We start from the raw sequence: 17293 nt of genomic DNA, 5'->3' as shown, positions 1-17293 counted from the left end.
GTCAACTACTTTGGCCGACCGGCCAAGATAATTGTCGCCGTCTAGCCTCGCCCACGAAAACGCGGACAGGTTCAGCCGCCGTGAATGGAAGAAGGGCTCGGGCTACCATCGGCGCTCAATTGCGGAGAACGCGATGTATCGCCAAAAGACGCTCACAGGAAACCGCTTGTGGCCACGCTCCGCCGACTCGAAGGTGACCGAGGCCGTGAACATGACTGCTACTCCGTCTTTACGCTCGGTTTGTGCAACAACGCCAACCCAAGCGTCCTGCCCTCCTTATCGCAACACAACCAAAAAACTCGCTGACCACTCATGAAGCGAGGCCTTCAATCGTGTGCGAATTACCTTGATATGCCTCTATCTGGTGCAGAGGAACGGGTTCGTGTCGTTTGACGCCTGGAGCGTTCCCGAGCAGGCGCTACCCCGTTCAAAGGTGAGGTTGCCCGTGTTCACCGCGTGGTAAGCGCCGGCAAATATCGGCCAGTCGCCACCACAAGTAAAGCAAATCTGGGCCGGCACGGCCGTTTCTGGATTTGCGACAGCGGCTACGAATTCCGCTGGCGCACTTTTCCCGGTCGCCATTATGGCCGCAGCCTCTGCTGGATCAAGGACGCGTGGTTGCCGCGCCACTTGCGCATTTGCGGACATCGTGGTTGAGAGAATCAACAAGGATCCCACCGCTATTACGAAAGTATTTAATTGTCGACGCATGATAACCTCCTTGCATTAAAGCACCTACCGTCGCTTTCTGGCATGGCTAGGCTTCGAAATTCCCGCCCAGCACGGTAATCATAGGTAATTGCCGGATGAAAACAAGAGGGGCTCTGATAAAGCTGCGTTGACGCGCGACCAATTGGTTGTCATCCGTCATTTTCAAGTCCGGCAATTGCCAACAAAATACAGAATAATATGCGAAAACGATTCGATCGCCGCAATTGACATGAATTGTTTATGAAATTTATGAGACAATAGGTAAACTCAATTTGAGATATCAAATTGAAAATTGAAATTTAATTTCACTGCGCGACATCAAGGATGGTCACCGATTTATCTGGCGGTCACAGGATAAAAATATTTGATGAGCCTTATCAAAGTATTCCATAAATTTCAGCGCAAAGTAAATCGCGAAACGCCAAGAGCATTTTCCAATGAAACATGCGTCGCGCCGCATGCATCACGAGGTAATCGTCCTTGCAGACGATTACCTCGGATAGTGATCCAAGATAATTTTGTTATCACCGCCATGGCCGCCTCAGAACGACCGTGAGTGCGCGAGACCGCCGGCCGGGACGCAGCAGCGAGGTGTTGAGGAAAATCGGAAAGACCAGTCAGGAAGGGGTTGATTTGATTGGTTATTGTTTGGGGGGACTGAGCGCTAGCCCCTGTCGCAGCTAGATCGGCCTACACCGGCAAACTGCATCAAAATCAAGGGGACCCCCATTGGCACTCTCTCGTAGGTGTGATTTTTGCATGAAGATACCATTTCGGTCGAGCGGTCGGACGGGCACAAATTGCCGAGAACGGGGCTCGGCTTAGTGATATTTCGATGCGAAAATATTCCGAACGTTACATGTCGTTAAATAATCGATTCCATGTTGCGGACGCGAATGTCACGTCTAGGTATGTGCAGCTGGAGCAGCAATATTGCTAGATTTTCAATCTCTGAAGCAGACGCCGTGCGGGCCATCCGCATAAGAATTTGTCCCGTACACGATCCCTATGATGGCGTTAATTCAATTGCTATTCCAAATGAACAGTCGGGATTGGCTTGCTAAAGTAGGTATGGTGCATCGCAATATTCGCGTCATGATGTCACTATTGTTTTGAATACTCGGCTCGATGTTCGCCCCATTGGTAACTTGGGTGAGATGCCGCTCGCTGGACGGACGCATTCATCATTCTTATCATCGCTAGGGCTACGATGCGGAACGAGTTCCTATACAAGGAGCGGCAGCTGGAGGCGGCAACGCGCATACGGCTCGCATCAACCCTTGGTCGCTTGCTCCGGCTGCAGGCGCGAATCCATGATCTCGCCCGACTCAATATAAAGTCAGATGCTTTGAATAGGTCCCTTCAAGAATTGGAATCCGCCTACCGAGTGTTAAACGATTTATGGGAAATGCGGCTCGCGATGATTGAATCAATGATCGCTGTTCGGGAAGTCGTGCAGCGATCCGAAGGAGCCGAAACGTCCGACATCACTGCTTCGACGCAAGGGCTCAGGTGCACACGCTGTTGAATTTTGCGCACGACCGGGATTGGGCACATGGTCATCGCAACTCCCCGGAAGCAATGTCGTGCGTAAGCGCGCGATCGGTACTGTCTTTCCGTCGAGGGATGATTACGGCAATCTGATTCCCATCAAAATGTGATGGGAATCAGATGAATGGAACCGAAGGCCAAGGGCCGGCAACCCGGATCAAGGAATTACACGCAGGAATTTCGGGAGAGCGTGGCGGCTGAGGCGAACGACCCGAATCGCTCAATCGCTGAGGTTGCTCGATCTCATGGGCTGAACGCCAATATGGTTGCGCAGTGGCGTCGGCGAAGTCTCGAGGCTCGCCAGGCTGGAGCTGACGAGCCGATGTTCTGTGCGGAATTGCTGCCGGTCACCGTGGTGGACGCGCCGGTGCTCTCCACGCAACACGCCACGTCGCACGGAATGGCGGAGGAGACGAGGCAGACCGCATCGACGAACTGCGACATCGAAATCGAAGTGGGTAAGCGCCGAGTGCGCATCCGCGGAATGTCGGTGGACCGCGCCGAGCAGTTTCTTCGGGATTGCTTGAAGTGATTGGCTTACCTCAGAACACCCGGATCTGGATCGCAGCCGGTACGACGGACATGCGCTGCGGCTTCAATTCGCTCGCGGCGAAGGTACAAACGGTGCTGGAGAAGGATCCGTTCTCCGGTCATGTGTTCGTGTTCCGCGGCAAGCGTGGTGACTTGCTGAAGTGTCTGTACTGGAGCGACGGCGGGCTATGCTTGCTGGCGAAACGGCTCGAGAAGGGGCGTTTCGCGTGGCCGCGCACTGATGCCGGCGTGATCGCGCTGACGACCGCCCAACTCTCGCTTCTGCTCGAAGGATTCGATTGGCGGCAGCCAATCGACGCCGCGCGCCCGCGCAGCGCGTTGTAAACGTTCATTACGCGTTGGGGTGCTCGAGGGGCGCGCCGTGTAAACTCACCGCATGTCTGCCCATCCGAATCTCTTTGCCAACGACTGGACGACCGAGCACGTCAAGATCGAAATCTTCACGGTCGCCGAGAACGTCGACGCGCTGATCGAGGAAATTATGACGGTCGCCAACGAGGAGTCTGGTGGCGATGGCGTCGTGGCCGTCGTACCGGTAGAACGCTTTCTGCGAGTGCGGGCAGCGACTCCGTAACACCGGTTTGGCGATTGCCGGTCAACGAATTTCCCGATACGCTGCACAGTCCGTCTTCGCTCTGGGACGCGCATGATGGATCACTGGCGGCTGGCTTACCTCGGCATGCGGCATTTCCCGCATGAGCTGACCGAGTTCGAACTCAATACGTTCTTTACGTTCTCGGCTCGGGAGCGCGCGCTGATCGACGGCCGCCGATCGCACCTGTACCGCTTGGCGGTCGGACTGCACCTCGGTTTCGTGCGCATGACCGGGCGCACGCTCGGTGCTTACAAACAGATTCCGAAACGGCGCTGGCACCATCTGGGCGAACAGCTCGGCGTCGAGCCGCCGGATCTCGGCACCTTGCGCGCTCTGTACGACGACCGAACCGATCGCTTGCCGATCACCAGAAGCTTGCCTACGAGGCGCTCGGCTTTCGCCCGATGGCCGAGCATCAACGACGCTATGTGGTGCGCCGGCGCCAGGCTCGCATCAGGCTCGCGGATGAGGCGGCTTGGGGGTACGTCGTCCTCGTGGGCGATAATGCGCTGCTGCAAATTTTTCAATGAACAGTCATGAGTCGAACGTCGATCCGGCGTGCCGGTCACCGGCCGCTCACCAAGGACATGCTATTGCCGATGCAGCTTGCCCGCACGCGAGCGCTGTCGCTCGAACATCACCTCGCGCTCGCCGCGAACGCTCAAGGACGCGGCAATCTCGACTTGATGGTCTGCTTGCTGAAGGCGGTCTACATGGCATTCTATTTGCGGAGCAAATCGCCAGCGGAGACGGACGTTCGCGCCATTCGGCGCGCGGAGGCAGCGCTGGAGCGGTGCATGGCCCGCGCCGAACGCAGCGAGACATGGGCCATGCTCGACGCCGACAAATCCGCGATCGAGCGGGTGCTACTGCTTCACGACGAGCAACTCGCGACAACACCCACACATCGTTATCTGGATGCGCTCGACAAGCTGAATCGATTCGCGCTCGAGGGGCTGAAATCGCCGATTCCGGCCGAGCCGCAATCGGAAAGTTAGTCTGCCGAAAAGGCGCGATCGACGAACGCACGCAACTGCGACAAATCAGTCTTGGCGTAACCGGCGGTCGTCTGGATCGACGCGTGCCCGAGCAGCGCCTGCGCGGCCGGCAACGGCACCTGCCGATCGACCACCAGCGTGCGCGCATACGCATGCCGCAACCAGTGTGGCGATGCATGGCGCAACGTGGCGGCGCCACTCGGATCGGCGGGCTCGAGCGCCGCGGCCGCCGCCGCAAAGATCGCCTTGACTTCGTCGTACAGGCCCGAGCTTTGCAATGAGCCGCCCTTGAGGCCATGAATCAGCGCGACGCGCTCGCCAGATTCGGGCTGCGCCGACAGACCACGCAATTGTCGATACGCCTGCAGCACCGACACGCAGCCCTGCGGCAGCGGAATACTGCGGGTTTTCCGCCCCTTGCCGCAGACGTGCAGGGTCCAGCGACCGTCGGACTCTGCTTCGACGACGGGCAGTTTCAGGTCGTCGGACCAGACCAGCTCGACGAGACGGACGCCCGCGTAGCGATACAGCATCCAGATAGCCCGGCGTCGCGCGGCCACGACGGGCTCGACGCCAACGGTCACCTCGCTCACCTGTACGTTGCACGCCGCGAGTTGCACGGGCGTCAACATCCGGGTGGGGACGAAGCCGGCATGCCGACGCTGCCCGCGCACCAGCCCGGCCGCCGGATTCGCGGTCAGATAGCCGGTTTCCGTCCAGTACCGGAACAGGCTCGCGACGACAGCGAGCGCACGCGCCTGCGACGCCGCCGTCAGGCTTCGCGCGACAGCACCGTTCACGTCGCGCGCGGGGTGATGCAGCGCGCGCCGGTACGCAAGCAGATCGTGACGCGTGAGATTCGACAGCGGGCCCAGTTCATGTCCGATGCACCACGCCGCGAGGCGTCGGATTTCGGTTACATGGGCTCGCGTCGTATGCGCCGAGCCGCGCCTGACACGCGTGTCGCTGCAGCCGATCGGGCCGGTGGCCGGCGCGTGCGCGGCTGCGACGCCGGCGACGGAACACGCGGTCGGCCGCTGGTGGCCGAGCGGCTCGCCGGCGAAGACCTCACCATGCTCGGCGCGCTGGTTGCGCGCTGCAATGACCGCGGCGGCACCTGGTGGCGCTTGGTGCAGCGCGTGCCGGTCGCGTGCGTGGCTGCGCCGGCACGCCGACACGATCGGCGAGCCGGTCGACGTCGACGCGACCGCTCCGCTCGTCGCCTCGGGCTAGGCCATCGAGCCGGTGCGCGGCCAGCTTGTCCCGCTCGCGCGGCTCGCCGTGCCACATCCGCTGTCCGGCGCGCAGGGCGCGAACCGCACGTCCGCGTTCCCGTACATCGCCGCACAGCACGACCTCGCGGCCGTGCGTGCGCACCTGAACCGCTACGCCAGCCAGGGCGCGACCCAGCGCGCGTACCGCCGCGAGCTCGAGCGCTTCCTGCAAGTGGGCGATCGTCGAGCGCGGCATCGCGCGGTCGTTGCTGCGGGGCGAGGATTGCGACGCGTACAAGGCGTTTCTCGCCGCGCCAGCCGACGCGTTCTGCGGGCCGCCGGCGTCTGCGAGTCCGGCCGCTGGCGGCCATTCGCGCCGGGCGGCTTGTCGCTCGAGAGCCAGCTGTACGCGGTGCGCACGCTGCGCGCGGCGTTCGAGTGGCTGGTCAGGGTGCGCTACTTGGCCGGCAATCCCGTGGGCCGCCGTCACCGACCCGTAGCCCGTCAAGCGCGCGCACAAGCTGCAGATCGAGCGGGCGCTGCCGTTCGACTTGTGGGCGCGCACCCGCGCGAGCCTCGCTGCGTGGAGCGACGGGGCGGGCCGCCCGCGCGCTGCTGCTGTTGATGGGCGACGCGGGCCTGCGCATCGCCGAGGCGGCCGCGGTCGCGCGACCCGCGCTCGAGCTGCATCCGGCCGACGGCGAGATCCCGGCGACGTGGGAGCTGCGCGTGATCGGCGGCAACAAGGAGCGCTTCGTGCCGATCGGTGTCGCGTGCGTCGACGCGCTGCGCGCGCACTGGCGCGATCGCGGCCAGGATTTCGATGCGCCCGGCGCGTCGGTGCCGCCGGGCATGCCGCTGATTGCGCCGCTGGTGATTTACATGCAGATGCCCGATGCCCCGGACCAACTCGCGTATCGGTCGACTCTGGTGCCGTGTCCGCATTGCCACTGGCGGCCGATGGATCGGTTTCCCCTACACCTCTCCACCGGCAGAGAGCCGACGATGTCTCACGTGCTACTTCTGCGATGCGACGCTCGGTGGCGGCTGGGAGCCAGGGTTGGAGTATTTGCCTCCGGTTCGATGGATGTAGTCTTGCAGCCGCCCCAGGCACGCGCCGTTCAAGACATCTGCCGTGCTCGTGCATTCCACGCCCTGTGGCGCCGCGTTACCAAGGTTTTGGAAACTGGCCACATAGGTCATCGGATCGCTCGCACCTTCGAGCGCACTCCAAAGGGTGCCGTTCGGTTTGTCGTTGAAGTAGCACGGCACGCCCGTTCTGGCGCCGGGTAGTGGCGTGTAGGCCCCATAGTAGCTGGCGCTCGCACCCTTGAGGCGGATCAGCATATTGGCACTTGTGAGGGCTCCGGCCTCACCATTGCGAAGCAGCGCCCACCCTTGCGCCCGAGCGTAGGCAAATAGCTCTTCGCGTTCCGTATTGGGTAAGTCGCGTGGCCAGACGACAATGGTCGAGCCACCGGTCGCATCCGGCTTCAACTCGGTATCGGCCAAGGCCGTGGTAATCGGCTCACCGGGCGCGTAGGTGCCGACGGATGCGCCGTACATCACAAGCGAGTAGTACGCGCCCTGCGTGTCGGGAAAAACGGTTTGCTCGTTCAGTGTCAGCGTGTCGAACACTGTCGGCACCTGCGGAATCCTGATGATCGCGATTTTGTTCGGGTTTAAGCCGGCCCCCAGATAGCCTGCACACTGGTCCGGCGGCGGAATGGAAGACACGTCGGCACCGGGCAAGAGCGGAGGTCGGGTGAATGTCACCAATGTCGGGTCGATCACCGGAGCGTATTGCCATTTCGGCGGGATTGGCGATTGCGTCTGCGGCGTCGCTGTGGCATGCGCCGAGTGGTCGGCTGATTTCCGCGCGTCGGGAGGCGGGTTCGTTCCGTAAAGGTTTTCGAGCGGCGGGGTGTCGGTTGGCAAGTGGCCGACCGAGGCCGGAATCGCGTTGTATGCCGAACAGGAGAGCTTTTCGCCGGTCTTGTAGTTGACGGCGTAAATCGCGGGAAAAGGTGTGTGCGTCGCTCCACCCGCGCCGCCCAGGTTATAGCCCGGGAAGGCCTGATACACGCGATAGGCCAGCAGCGATGTCGCAACGTCCGTCGGTATCGTCAACTTATTGGGTATGTCCGCGAGCGACGAGCCAACAGTTGCGCCATTCGGCAGCAGCAGCATGCGGTAATGACGCTTGGGTTCCATGACCCGGTTGCCGATTATAAATGGGTTGACGCTCCCTGGGTCCGGAACGGTGGCCTTGTCACTCATGACGGAAACCGCCTGGGCATGTGCACCATACATTGTCCAGGAAAACCAAGCCGAATAAGGATAATCACCCTCCACCAAAAAGCCCACCGGGGTGCCGTCGGTTGGCAACTGGGGCGCGATGTAGGAGTACGCCGCATGGGGGTCGGGCTGTAACGGAAAGCGAACCTTGTGCAGCCATTCAAAGCCGTACAGGCACGGATCGGGTTGAGCGTTGGCTTGGGCGCAAGCGGTGGCGGGCCCGATCGCGACAACCAGCATGGCGATTCGCGAAACGCGCTTCGCGCGCACCAGACGCAAACCGAGAGCTTTATATAGGGGTTTCATAGTCAAGTCCGAGATTTTGCAGGTTATGGCCACTCACGTTCGACGATTCATTTGTCAGAACATAATCTCTGACCAGATTAAATGATGCGGGAGCAGAGCGTCAAACCGCGTATAATCGTTGCAATTGATATAAAATTGGTCATGAAAATCTGCCGCTATTGCACATGTAGCCTATCTATGTGTCGCTTTGGGAGAAACTGCGACTTTTGCTAGGTGGCAAACGTTTTGTCGAATGGATTTGTTTATCGAATTATTTCGAGAATGGCGCCGGCGGGGAAAGCCGGCGCTGGAAGGGGGCGTATATCGATATGAACCTGCCCGCATTTTTTGTAAGCGCTCGACATGTACCGTCTGTTCATGAGGGCGCGGCACAAGCAATCTGATTCCCATCAGATGTAATGGGAATCAGATTGATGAAGCCAGTGGTGCATGGAAGACAACCGGGATCGAGGAACTACACGAAGGAGTTTCGGGAAGCAGTTGCTGCCGAAGCGAACGATCCGAATCGCTCGATTGCCGAGGTGGCTCGTGCGCACGGCTTGAACGCCAATATGGTCGCGCAGTGGCGAAGAAGCTTACTAGTGTTCCGTCCCAAAAATAACTTTACATGGAATTGTGTTGCTTTATGATCAAGCGAAATTGAGTGGAGGTGATCATGGCGCGCAAGAGAATCGAGGTGGTGATCTCGGAACTGGAGCGGGAGCAATTGCTGTCGATGAGCCGCTCGCGTTCGCTGCCTCATTCGCTGGTGCGCCGGACAAAGATTGTCCTGATGGCGGCTGACGGTCGTACGAACCAGGAAATCGCAGCGCAATGTGAAGTAACGTCTCCTGCGATCACGCACTGGAAGAAGCGGTTTGTCGCGCATGGGCTCGCCGGACTGCATGACGAAGCACGCCCGGGGCGACCGCGCGCGCATGACGATGAAGCCGTGGCGGAGTTGCTGGCGAAGGTACTGCATGAGAAGCCCGACGGGGCAACGCACTGGAGTGTGCGTTCTGCTGCTGCGCAAACGGGTATTTCGAAGAGTTCGGTGGCCCGGTATCTGTCGCTGTTCGGTGTCCAGCCTCATCGCTCGAAGAGCTTTAAGCTTTCGACTGATCCGTACTTCGTCGAAAAGGTGCGCAATATTGTCGGGCTGTATCTGAGCCCGCCGACCAACGCCTTGGTGCTGTGTGTCGACGAGAAGAGCCAGTGTCAGGCGCTCGAGCGTACGCAGCCGGTGTTGCCGATGGGGCTGGGCTATCTTGAAGGTGTTACGCATGACTATATACGGCATGGCACGACAACCTTGTTTGCAGCGCTCAATGCGGCGACGGGCGAAGTCATCACGCAATGCAAGCCGCGTCATCGACATCAGGAGTTTCTGGCGTTTTTGAATCACATTGATCAAGCGGTTCCGGAAGATCTTGACGTGCATCTGATCGTCGATAACTACGCAACGCACAAGCACCCGAAGGTCAGGACATGGCTGGCGAAGCACCCGCGTTATCACATGCACTTCACGCCGACGTATTCGAGCTGGCTCAATCAGGTGGAGCGCTGGTTTGGCCTGATCACGCAGCAGGCCATCCGGCGCGGTTCCTTCAGAAATGTGCGCCAGCTGATTGCCCCCATCGAGCGCTATGTTGAGCAGTACAACCAGCACAAACGTCCGTTCGTCTGGACGGCAACCGCCGATTCCATCCTTCAGAAAGTGGCTCGGCTATGCAAAGTTATTTCTGGGACGGAACACTAGGGAAACACTGATTTATCAGGCTCGGCGGTCATCGCTGACGCAGCCGAGGACGTTGTAGAAAGCAACTCACGGAACGGACCCACGATCATGAAGCGGCAGATCGGCTTTGCAGAAGCAGAAAGTCTGGGCAAGAAGCGCGTGACCAGGCGGCAGCGCTTCCTTGCGCAGATGGAGAAGGTGGTGCCGTGGCAGCGCCTGCTGTCGGCGATTGGACCGCATTACCCGAAGGGCGAGCGGGGCCGGCCGCCGGTGGGGCTGGAGCGCATGCTGCGGATCTACTTTCTTCAGCAGTGGTACGGCCTGTCGGACGAAGGCCTTGAAGACGCGCTGTACGACAGCATTGCGATGCGCGCGTTCGCGGGCATCGACCTGGCGCGCGAGAACGTGCCGGATGCCACCACGCTGCTGAAATTCCGGCGCCTGCTGGTCGAGCACGAGCTGACGCGAAAGCTGTTCGACGAGAACGGCATCGAGTTGTGCGAGCGCGGGCTGATGATGAAGGAAGGCACGCTGGTGGATGCGACGATCTTCGAGGCGCCGCCGTCCACGAAGAACGCTGAGAAGAGCCGTGACCCGGAGATGCACCAGACGAAGAAGGGCAATGACTGGCATTTCGGTATGAAGGCCCATGTCGGTGTCGACGCCGACTCGGGTCTGGTGCACAGCGTGGTCACCACGGCGGCCAACGAATCAGATGTATCGCAGGCCCACGCCCTGCTGCACGGTCACGAGCAGGAAGCATTCGGCGACGCGGGCTACACCGGCGTGGACAAGCGCGAGGAGATGAAGGGCAACACGGTGACGTGGCACGTGGCGCTCAAGCGCGCAAAGGTCAAGGCGATGCCGAACGGGCCGCTGAAGGATCTGGTGATCGCGGCCGAGCGGACCAAGGCGCAGATTCGCGCGCGGGTTGAGCACCCGTTCCATGTCGTCAAGAACCTGTTCCGCCATCGCAAGGTTCGCTACCGGGGCCTAGCCAGGAACACGGCGCAACTGTTCAGTCTGTTCGCGCTGGCGAACCTGGTGATTGCGCGTAATCGACTGTGGCCATGCCATGGGAGCAGTCCGTCTGGTGTTTGAAAAATGCAGGAAGTCGGTTGCGCAGGTGCTCAGAATTCACTGCGACGGCCTTCCAGTTTAAAAATCGCGAGCCGTGTGCGCCGAATCGTCGGCGATGGGTTCATTGATCAGTGTTTCCCTAGGGCCGCGTGAACCGCAGCGATCGCTTCAAAGCGACGTGTGGTCAGCGCTGCCAGCAACGTGTTTCGTTCCGTATTGGCCGCAGCGAGTTGCGAGCGCAGTCTTTCAATCTCGACGTCGCCACTCCACTTCAACTCTGCCTTGTGCACCTCGAGACGCGCATTGGCCTCACTGCTGAGCTGTACCTTCAGAGTCTCGAGCTTCTGCGCGTACTCCGATTGGATACTGCCTCGCAGACGCTCGGTGAACCACGACCGGCCGATGAACACGAGTGCGGTGGTTAGCGCGCCGCTCCCACCGACGGCCGCAATGAGTGTCTGCCAGTTGAAGCCTTCCATACCTTCTCCCCTTGGTGGTCTTTCGGTGCCACGCGCCCGTTGGAATGATCGGAGTTGTGCCTTTTCAGGCGCCGGAGCTGAGGTGGTGGCGCGCGTCCGTGATTCAAGGGTCAAAACGAACGCGTCACGAAAGATTCAAACAGCCACTTCTGATAATGCAGAGGATTTTTAGCGAAGCGCAGGCGGCGCACTGAGCCCGAGTGGGCACGGCGTTCGGGCCGGCTGTGCTTCGCTAAAAATTCTTTGAGCTAAGCCGCTCCGCTGACGATTGCGGTTATGGGCATTGGATCATGGCACTCGCGTGCGAGATGACCGACAACGGGGTTCGCAGTCACCGGAACGAGCGGTTCGCGGCGCGGTTTGCTGAAAGAGTGTCCACAGACCGCATGGAATGAACAGGCGCCGCAGGGTTCGGCAGGCGGCGGTGGGTGACGTCGGGTCGAGCGTGTCCAACGGCGCCAGCGGGACGTGCTGGAACCGATGTGGTTGGCGGGCGGATTGGGATTCATCGGAGAATCGCCGGTGGTGGTCGCGGCGCCGCACCGGGGAACAGGCGATCGATGCAGTGCATGCGCCCGCGTGTGCAGACGGGGCAGGTGTAAAGCGAGCGGCCAGTGAGTTTCTCGTAGCGGTCCCGATAGTCGGGTTCAGGCGCGCTGCGGGCTTCGCTGGTGGGCGCGACATCGAGCAACTGACGGCAAACGACCAGCTGGGACTCACGCAGTCGATTGCTGAGCAACCCGTAGTGACGGATGCGTTGCAGCCCGCGCGGCAGAACATGCAGCAGGAAACGCCGGATGAACTCGTGGGCATCCAGGCGCATCACGCGCGGTCTGCCCGGGTGTCGATAGTCCTTCCAGCGGAACGTGACATGCCCTTCGCTCAAGCCGACGAGGCGGTTGTTGGAGATCGCGACGCGATGGGTGTAGCGGCCGAGATAGTCGAGGACCTGCTGCGGGCCACCGAACGGCTCCTTCGCATAGACCACCCATTCGGCGTGCCGCAGACCGGCAAGATAGCGAGCAAATTCGCCTCGTTCAGCCAGGTGCGCGAGCGACGAGAAGAACCGCAGATCGCCCACATCGAAGGCATGCTGCAACCGTTCAAGGAATAAGCGGCGGAATAGACGCGACAGCACCCGCACCGGCAGGAAGAAACCAGGCTTGCAGGCCACCCAGCGGGTGCCGTCGGGAGCCAGCCCTCCGCCCGGGACCACGCAGTGTAGGTGGGGATGATGCACAAGATTCTGCCCCCATGTGTGTAGGATCGCGATGAATCCGATGGTCGCGCCGAGATGGCGCGGGTCGGCAGCGATCGTATGCAGCGTTTCGGCCGTAGCCTGGAACAGGATGTCGTAGACCACGCCCTTGTTCTGGAAGGCGATCGACGCGATCTGTTCGGGGATGGTGAAGACAACGTGGAAGTACGGCACGGGCAGCAGGTCGCTCTGGTGGTCGTCGAGCCATTGCGCGCGGGCGAGCGACTGACACTTCGGACAGTGCCGGTTACGACAGGAGTTATAGGCGATGCGCTGATGACCGCAGGTGTCGCACTGTTCGACGTGGCCCCCCAGCACTGCGGTACGACATTGCTCGATCGCACTCATGACGCGACGCTGCGCGCGGCTGAGCGAGTCGGCATGCACGTCCCGATAGGTTGGGCCGTGGCGACGCAGAACGTCCGCCAGTTCCAGCGCGGCACGCATGATCGCACTCAGCCGTTTGTGGGCGGAGGCTCGGGGCAGATGGGCGTGGCAGGTCGTTGAGGCAGTCGGTCGAACGGACTCGTCGTCGCGCAGACGGTGCTGGTTGCGACCTTCAAATAGCGCGAGGTCGTGGCGAGGCTGCGATGACCGAGCAGCAACTGGATCGTGCGCACGTCGGTGCCGGATTCGAGCAGGTGCGTGGCAAACGCGTGGCGCAACGAATGCGGCGTGATGGGCTTGCTGATTCCGGCACGACGGCGGGCGTGCTGGCAGGCCTGTCGCACCACATCGGCACCGACGGGTTGGTCAGGAAAGCGGCCGGGAAACAGCCAGTACTGGGGCCGGCCGATGCACCAGTAACTGCGCAGGATCTCCAGCAGCCGTGGCGAGAGCATCACGTAGCGGTCGGCGTGCCCCTTGCCCTGTTCGACCCGTAGCACCATGCGCTGGCTGTCGATGTCGCCGACCTTTAGGCGCGTGGCCTCCGAGATGCGCAGGCCGGCAGCGTAGGCTGCCATCAGCACGGTACGATGCTTCACGCTGCGGATTGCTTCGAGGACCCGGGTGACCTCGTCCTGACTGAGGATCACCGGCAGCTTGAGCGGCACCTTCGACAAGGGGATCTCGTCGACAGCCCAGTTGCGTTTGAGCGTAACCGTGTACAGGAAGCGCAAGGCCGCAGTGGCCACCACCAGCGTGCTGCGGGAGCGCCGCTGGACTTCAACCAGATGCACTTGCCAGGCGCGGACTTCCTCTGGACCCAGTACCTCGGGAGAGCGCCCGAAGTGTTGGGCAAAGGCCTTCACCTGCTGAAGGTAAGCGCGTTGGGTATTGGCCGCGAGGTTGCGCACGCGCATATCCTCGATCATGCGTCGACGTAGGGGTGTCATGGTGGACTCCGCTCAGAAGGGACGTGGGCAGCAAACTGCACTGCCATCGTCGCACTCGAACGGAGGGCCCCCACAATCGATCCCGGAGCCGATGCCGTCAGCCAACCACCACCTCCCGCGTCAGCGGGTTAGTTCAACTTCGGTTACCACGAGTGCGGGTTCGGGGTGTCTGCGGTTAGGTGGTGAACGGCGATTTGCTTTACGATTCGCCTAATTGAAGGGCCGTTGTACCTCGCAAGCGGTCATCGCAACAACACAACGATGAGCGGCAGTTGTGGGTCGGTTTCCGGCTGTCACCACCGGCGGTTGCCGGCCATGAAGCGTCAGTCGCTCGTACCGTTGCTCGGACACTCAGACGTCGGCTTCGCTCGGTAACCTGCCATTCCATTCGCGTGGCCACTGCGGCAACGCGTGGGCGCCGCGTCACGCTCTATCCCGTGAGCGACGGCTCGACCTCGCTCCACGTGAAGGCCGAAAACGCCGACGTCTCGACCGATTCAGGCGTGGTTTTCCCCTGCACTTATTCGTCGGATTAATAGAGCATAGAACCATCGCGCCCGTGGGCATGGCCCGCACGCCGGATGAAAACAGGAGGTGACCGCGATGCGCCGCGCCTCATGGATGGGACGCTCACGCCGCTTGCGGCGCACGACGCCGCCCGCACTCGCACCGATTTTCCTCGCGCTGTCGTTCGGCCTGCCGGCCCCTGCCGACGCGGCCGGGCCGTTGCCGGGTGGCGGCCAGTTCGTCGCCGGTGCGGGCTCGATCGCCTCCAACGGGACATCGCTCACGATCAACCAGACGTCGAGCCGCGGCGTGATCGACTGGACGAGCTTTTCGATCGGCAGCGGCAACCGCGTCACGTTCAAGAACGGCACGGGCGCGACACTGAACCGCGTTACGGGCGGCGATCCGTCATCGATTCTCGGCACGCTCACCGCCACCGGCAGCGTCTATCTCATCAATCCGCAGGGCATCGTCGTCGGCCCGGGCGGCGTCATTACGACCGGCGGCCGCTTCGTCGCGACCACGCTCGATACCGACAACTCCGCGTTCATGGCAGGCGGTCCGCTCACGCTGTCGGGCAACTCGAACGCGAGTGTCGTCAATCTCGGCAAGATCGGGTCGAGCGGCGGCGACGTGTTCCTCATAGCCCGCAGCGCGGTCGACAACCGCGGCAGCATTGGCGCACCGAACGGCACCGCCGAACTGGCCGTCGGGCAAACCGTGCTGCTGCAGGATGCGTCGGGCGGCCGGCAGGTCTTCGTGCAGACGGGCAGCGGCGGGACCGTCCTCAATCGGGGCGCAATCGAAGCCGCGCAGATCAGCCTGCAGGCGGCGGACGGCAATGTCTACGCGCTGGCGGGCAACCACGAAGTGCTGCGCGCGACAGGCACCGCCACGCGTGACGGTCACATCTGGCTGGTCGCCGACAGCGGCACGGTGAAGCTTGCCAACCCGATCCGGGCGACCAATGCCGACGGCAGCGGCGGCACCGTCGACACCGTCGCCGGCACGCTCGAATTCTCCCGCTGCGCGCCGGTCGTGCTGGCCGGCATCTGGAACATCACCACGCCGGGCTTCACGGTCGACACGCCTGCCGCGATCGCCTTCGCGCGCAGCCTGAACGCGGGCACCTCGGTGAACCTGCAGACGACGGGCGCCAATGGCCAGAGCGGGGACATCGTCGTCGCGTCGAACCTCCGCTGGACCCGTGGGGCATCGCTGACGCTCGGCGCGTATCGCACGCTCACGGTGGACAAGGGCGTGACCATCGGCAACCAGGGTAGCGGCAACCTGACGCTGCGCGCCGATGCGACCGCTATCGACAACGGCGGCAGCGTCATCAACAACGGCACCGTCGACTGGTCGAAGAGCACGGGCATCGTGAGCGCGCTTTACGACATGAACGGCCGCTACACCCCCGGCACGCTGATCGGCAATGCGGCTTGGAGCGCGCCGCTCTACAGCGGGCTCGTCACCCAACTGACCGCCTACAAGCTGATCAATTCGCTGGACGACATCAATAACCTCGCCGGACCCGATCCGTCGAAGTTTGCCGCGAACTATGCACTGGGCAAAGATATCGATGCCGGCGGCGGCTATGCGGGCATCGGCACCCACCTAAACGGCGGCGCCTTCGCATTCACGGGTCAGTTTGATGGCATGGATCATACGATCAGCAACGTGTGGTTGCCCGAAGGTTTTTTCTCGACCATCGGCAAAACCGGCGTCGTCCGTAACCTCGGCATTACCAATGCGAGCGCGTCCGGCTCTTTTGATTTCGGCCCGATTGGTCTTCTGGCGCAAGACAACCAGGGGTTGGTTGCCAATGTCTTCACCTCGGGAGGAGTGGTGGGCATCGGCGGCGGCCCGGGTATCTTTGACGCGCCACCGACCGGCGGCCTGGTCGGCACGAATGAAGGCACGATCGAACGCGCCGGCAGCAGCGCGGCCGTGGCCAACGACGGTGCGGCCGGTGGCCTGGTCGGCCAGAACGCCGGCGTCATCGTGCAATCCTTTGCGAGCGGCAATGTAAGCGGAGACAACATCACCGAGCCGGGTGGTCTCGTCGGCGAGAATTCCGGCTCGATTTCGCAATCGTATGCGACGGGTTCCGTCTCCGGGTTGACCTTCTATTCTGGCGGGCTCGTCGCAAACAATAGCGGCGTTATCACTGAATCGTTCGCGACCGGCAGCGTGACAGGCATGATAGTCGACCCGAATTACCCCCCGCAGCTGGGCGGTATCGCCGGGGCGAATTCGGGGACGATCGGCTCGAATGTGTACTGGAACGTGGCGACCACCGGGCAGTCGCAGGGAGGGCCGGGCGTATCCGCCGCCAATGGCCTGACGGCCGCGCAGATGTCCAGCCCGGCAAGCTTCTCTGGTTGGAGTTTCGCGCCCGGTGGCGTGTGGGCGATGCCAGCCGGGGCGACGAACCCCGTGCTCGCCTGGCAAGTCAGCGGGCATTGAGCCCAGTGCGCCTATTCCGGCAGACCGTATGATGGAAACCCATCCAGCGGCCCGTCGACAAGGCAGGGAATCGTGAGCGTTCGTTGGCGGAGGGGGCTCTGGCCAACGACCCGCCGGACACCGATTAAATACGACGGCCGGTGTACTCCGGAACCCGCCATCCAGTCGGCGAAACCGCGAGCGGCCGAGAAGGGTCGCAAAGAGTCATTCGCGCGGCACCA

Annotated in this window: 13 protein-coding genes and 2 pseudogenes; 11 read left to right on the top strand and 4 right to left on the bottom strand. The window is 61.8% G+C overall.

The genetic code is table 11. The features are described 5' to 3' along the window. Positions 1-67 precede the first annotated feature (67 nt). The 6 genes and pseudogenes from KY49_RS37225 to KY49_RS13530 all read left to right on the top strand — a co-directional run. A pseudogene (locus KY49_RS37225) lies at positions 68-202 on the top strand (IS5/IS1182 family transposase); the annotation flags it as partial. A 2184-nt stretch (positions 203-2386) separates the two neighbouring features. After that, complete coding sequence (locus KY49_RS37220) at positions 2387-2794, top strand: transposase (RefSeq protein WP_042585157.1); 408 nt, start codon at positions 2387-2389, stop codon at positions 2792-2794. Further along, positions 2791-3138, top strand: coding sequence for an IS66 family insertion sequence element accessory protein TnpB (gene tnpB, locus KY49_RS13545; protein ID WP_042585156.1), 348 nt, complete (start codon positions 2791-2793; stop codon positions 3136-3138). Before KY49_RS37220 ends, tnpB begins: the two co-directional genes overlap by 4 nt. 52 nt (positions 3139-3190) lie before the next feature. After that, positions 3191-3388, top strand: a complete 198-nt coding sequence (locus KY49_RS13540; protein WP_231636401.1) for a P-II family nitrogen regulator — start codon at positions 3191-3193, stop codon at positions 3386-3388. Positions 3389-3463: 75 nt separating this feature from the next. Beyond that, positions 3464-3846: pseudogene (locus KY49_RS13535) on the top strand (DUF4158 domain-containing protein); the annotation flags it as partial. Positions 3847-3945: 99 nt separating this feature from the next. Then, complete coding sequence (locus tag KY49_RS13530; protein ID WP_042585155.1) at positions 3946-4407, top strand: hypothetical protein; 462 nt, start codon at positions 3946-3948, stop codon at positions 4405-4407. Here KY49_RS13530 and KY49_RS13525 read toward each other — a convergent pair. Then, a complete protein-coding gene (locus KY49_RS13525) occupies positions 4404-5585 on the bottom strand; it encodes a tyrosine-type recombinase/integrase (RefSeq protein WP_231636400.1) in 1182 nt (393 codons plus the stop codon). The genes KY49_RS13530 and KY49_RS13525 overlap by 4 nt on opposite strands. On the opposite strand from KY49_RS13525, the gene KY49_RS39245 reads away from it, so the two are divergent. The 4 genes from KY49_RS39245 (at position 5481) to KY49_RS13510 (ending at position 11043) form a co-directional block, all read left to right on the top strand. Further along, positions 5481-6914, top strand: a complete 1434-nt coding sequence (locus KY49_RS39245; RefSeq protein WP_415869119.1) for a hypothetical protein — start codon at positions 5481-5483, stop codon at positions 6912-6914. The genes KY49_RS13525 and KY49_RS39245 overlap by 105 nt on opposite strands. A gap of 1709 nt (positions 6915-8623) precedes the next feature. Next, positions 8624-8854 carry a transposase gene (locus KY49_RS35525; RefSeq protein ID WP_331456547.1) on the top strand — a complete coding sequence of 77 codons (231 nt, stop codon included), beginning with the start codon at positions 8624-8626 and terminating at the stop codon, positions 8852-8854. A 26-nt stretch (positions 8855-8880) separates the two neighbouring features. Continuing rightward, positions 8881-9963: an IS630 family transposase gene (locus tag KY49_RS13515; protein ID WP_042585265.1), complete on the top strand. Its 1083-nt coding sequence runs from the start codon at positions 8881-8883 to the stop codon at positions 9961-9963. An 87-nt stretch (positions 9964-10050) separates the two neighbouring features. Continuing rightward, complete coding sequence (locus tag KY49_RS13510) at positions 10051-11043, top strand: IS5 family transposase (RefSeq protein WP_042585153.1); 993 nt, start codon at positions 10051-10053, stop codon at positions 11041-11043. Positions 11044-11150: 107 nt separating this feature from the next. Here the strand turns inward: KY49_RS13510 and KY49_RS13505 are convergent, their stop codons facing one another. The 3 genes from KY49_RS13505 to KY49_RS13495 all read right to left on the bottom strand — a co-directional run bounded on the left by KY49_RS13505 (position 11151) and on the right by KY49_RS13495 (position 14096). Further along, on the bottom strand, positions 11151-11501 hold the full coding sequence (locus KY49_RS13505) for a hypothetical protein (protein ID WP_042585152.1): 351 nt from the start codon (positions 11499-11501) through the stop codon (positions 11151-11153). A 505-nt stretch (positions 11502-12006) separates the two neighbouring features. Next, complete coding sequence (locus tag KY49_RS13500) at positions 12007-13206, bottom strand: IS91 family transposase (RefSeq protein WP_080402683.1); 1200 nt, start codon at positions 13204-13206, stop codon at positions 12007-12009. A gap of 8 nt (positions 13207-13214) precedes the next feature. Continuing rightward, a complete protein-coding gene (locus KY49_RS13495) occupies positions 13215-14096 on the bottom strand; it encodes a site-specific integrase (RefSeq protein ID WP_042585150.1) in 882 nt (293 codons plus the stop codon). 603 nt (positions 14097-14699) lie between these two features. Between KY49_RS13495 and KY49_RS13490 the strand changes: the two genes are divergently transcribed. Further along, positions 14700-17072 carry a two-partner secretion domain-containing protein gene (locus tag KY49_RS13490; protein WP_042585264.1) on the top strand — a complete coding sequence of 791 codons (2373 nt, stop codon included), beginning with the start codon at positions 14700-14702 and terminating at the stop codon, positions 17070-17072. Positions 17073-17293 lie beyond the last annotated feature (221 nt).

Origin of the sequence: Burkholderia sp. MSHR3999 (assembly GCF_000833595.1) — a bacterium.
Classification (GTDB): Bacteria; Pseudomonadota; Gammaproteobacteria; order Burkholderiales; family Burkholderiaceae; genus Burkholderia; species Burkholderia ubonensis.
Note: the sequence above shows the minus strand (reverse complement) of the source record. Positions and strands in the feature narration are given on the sequence as shown.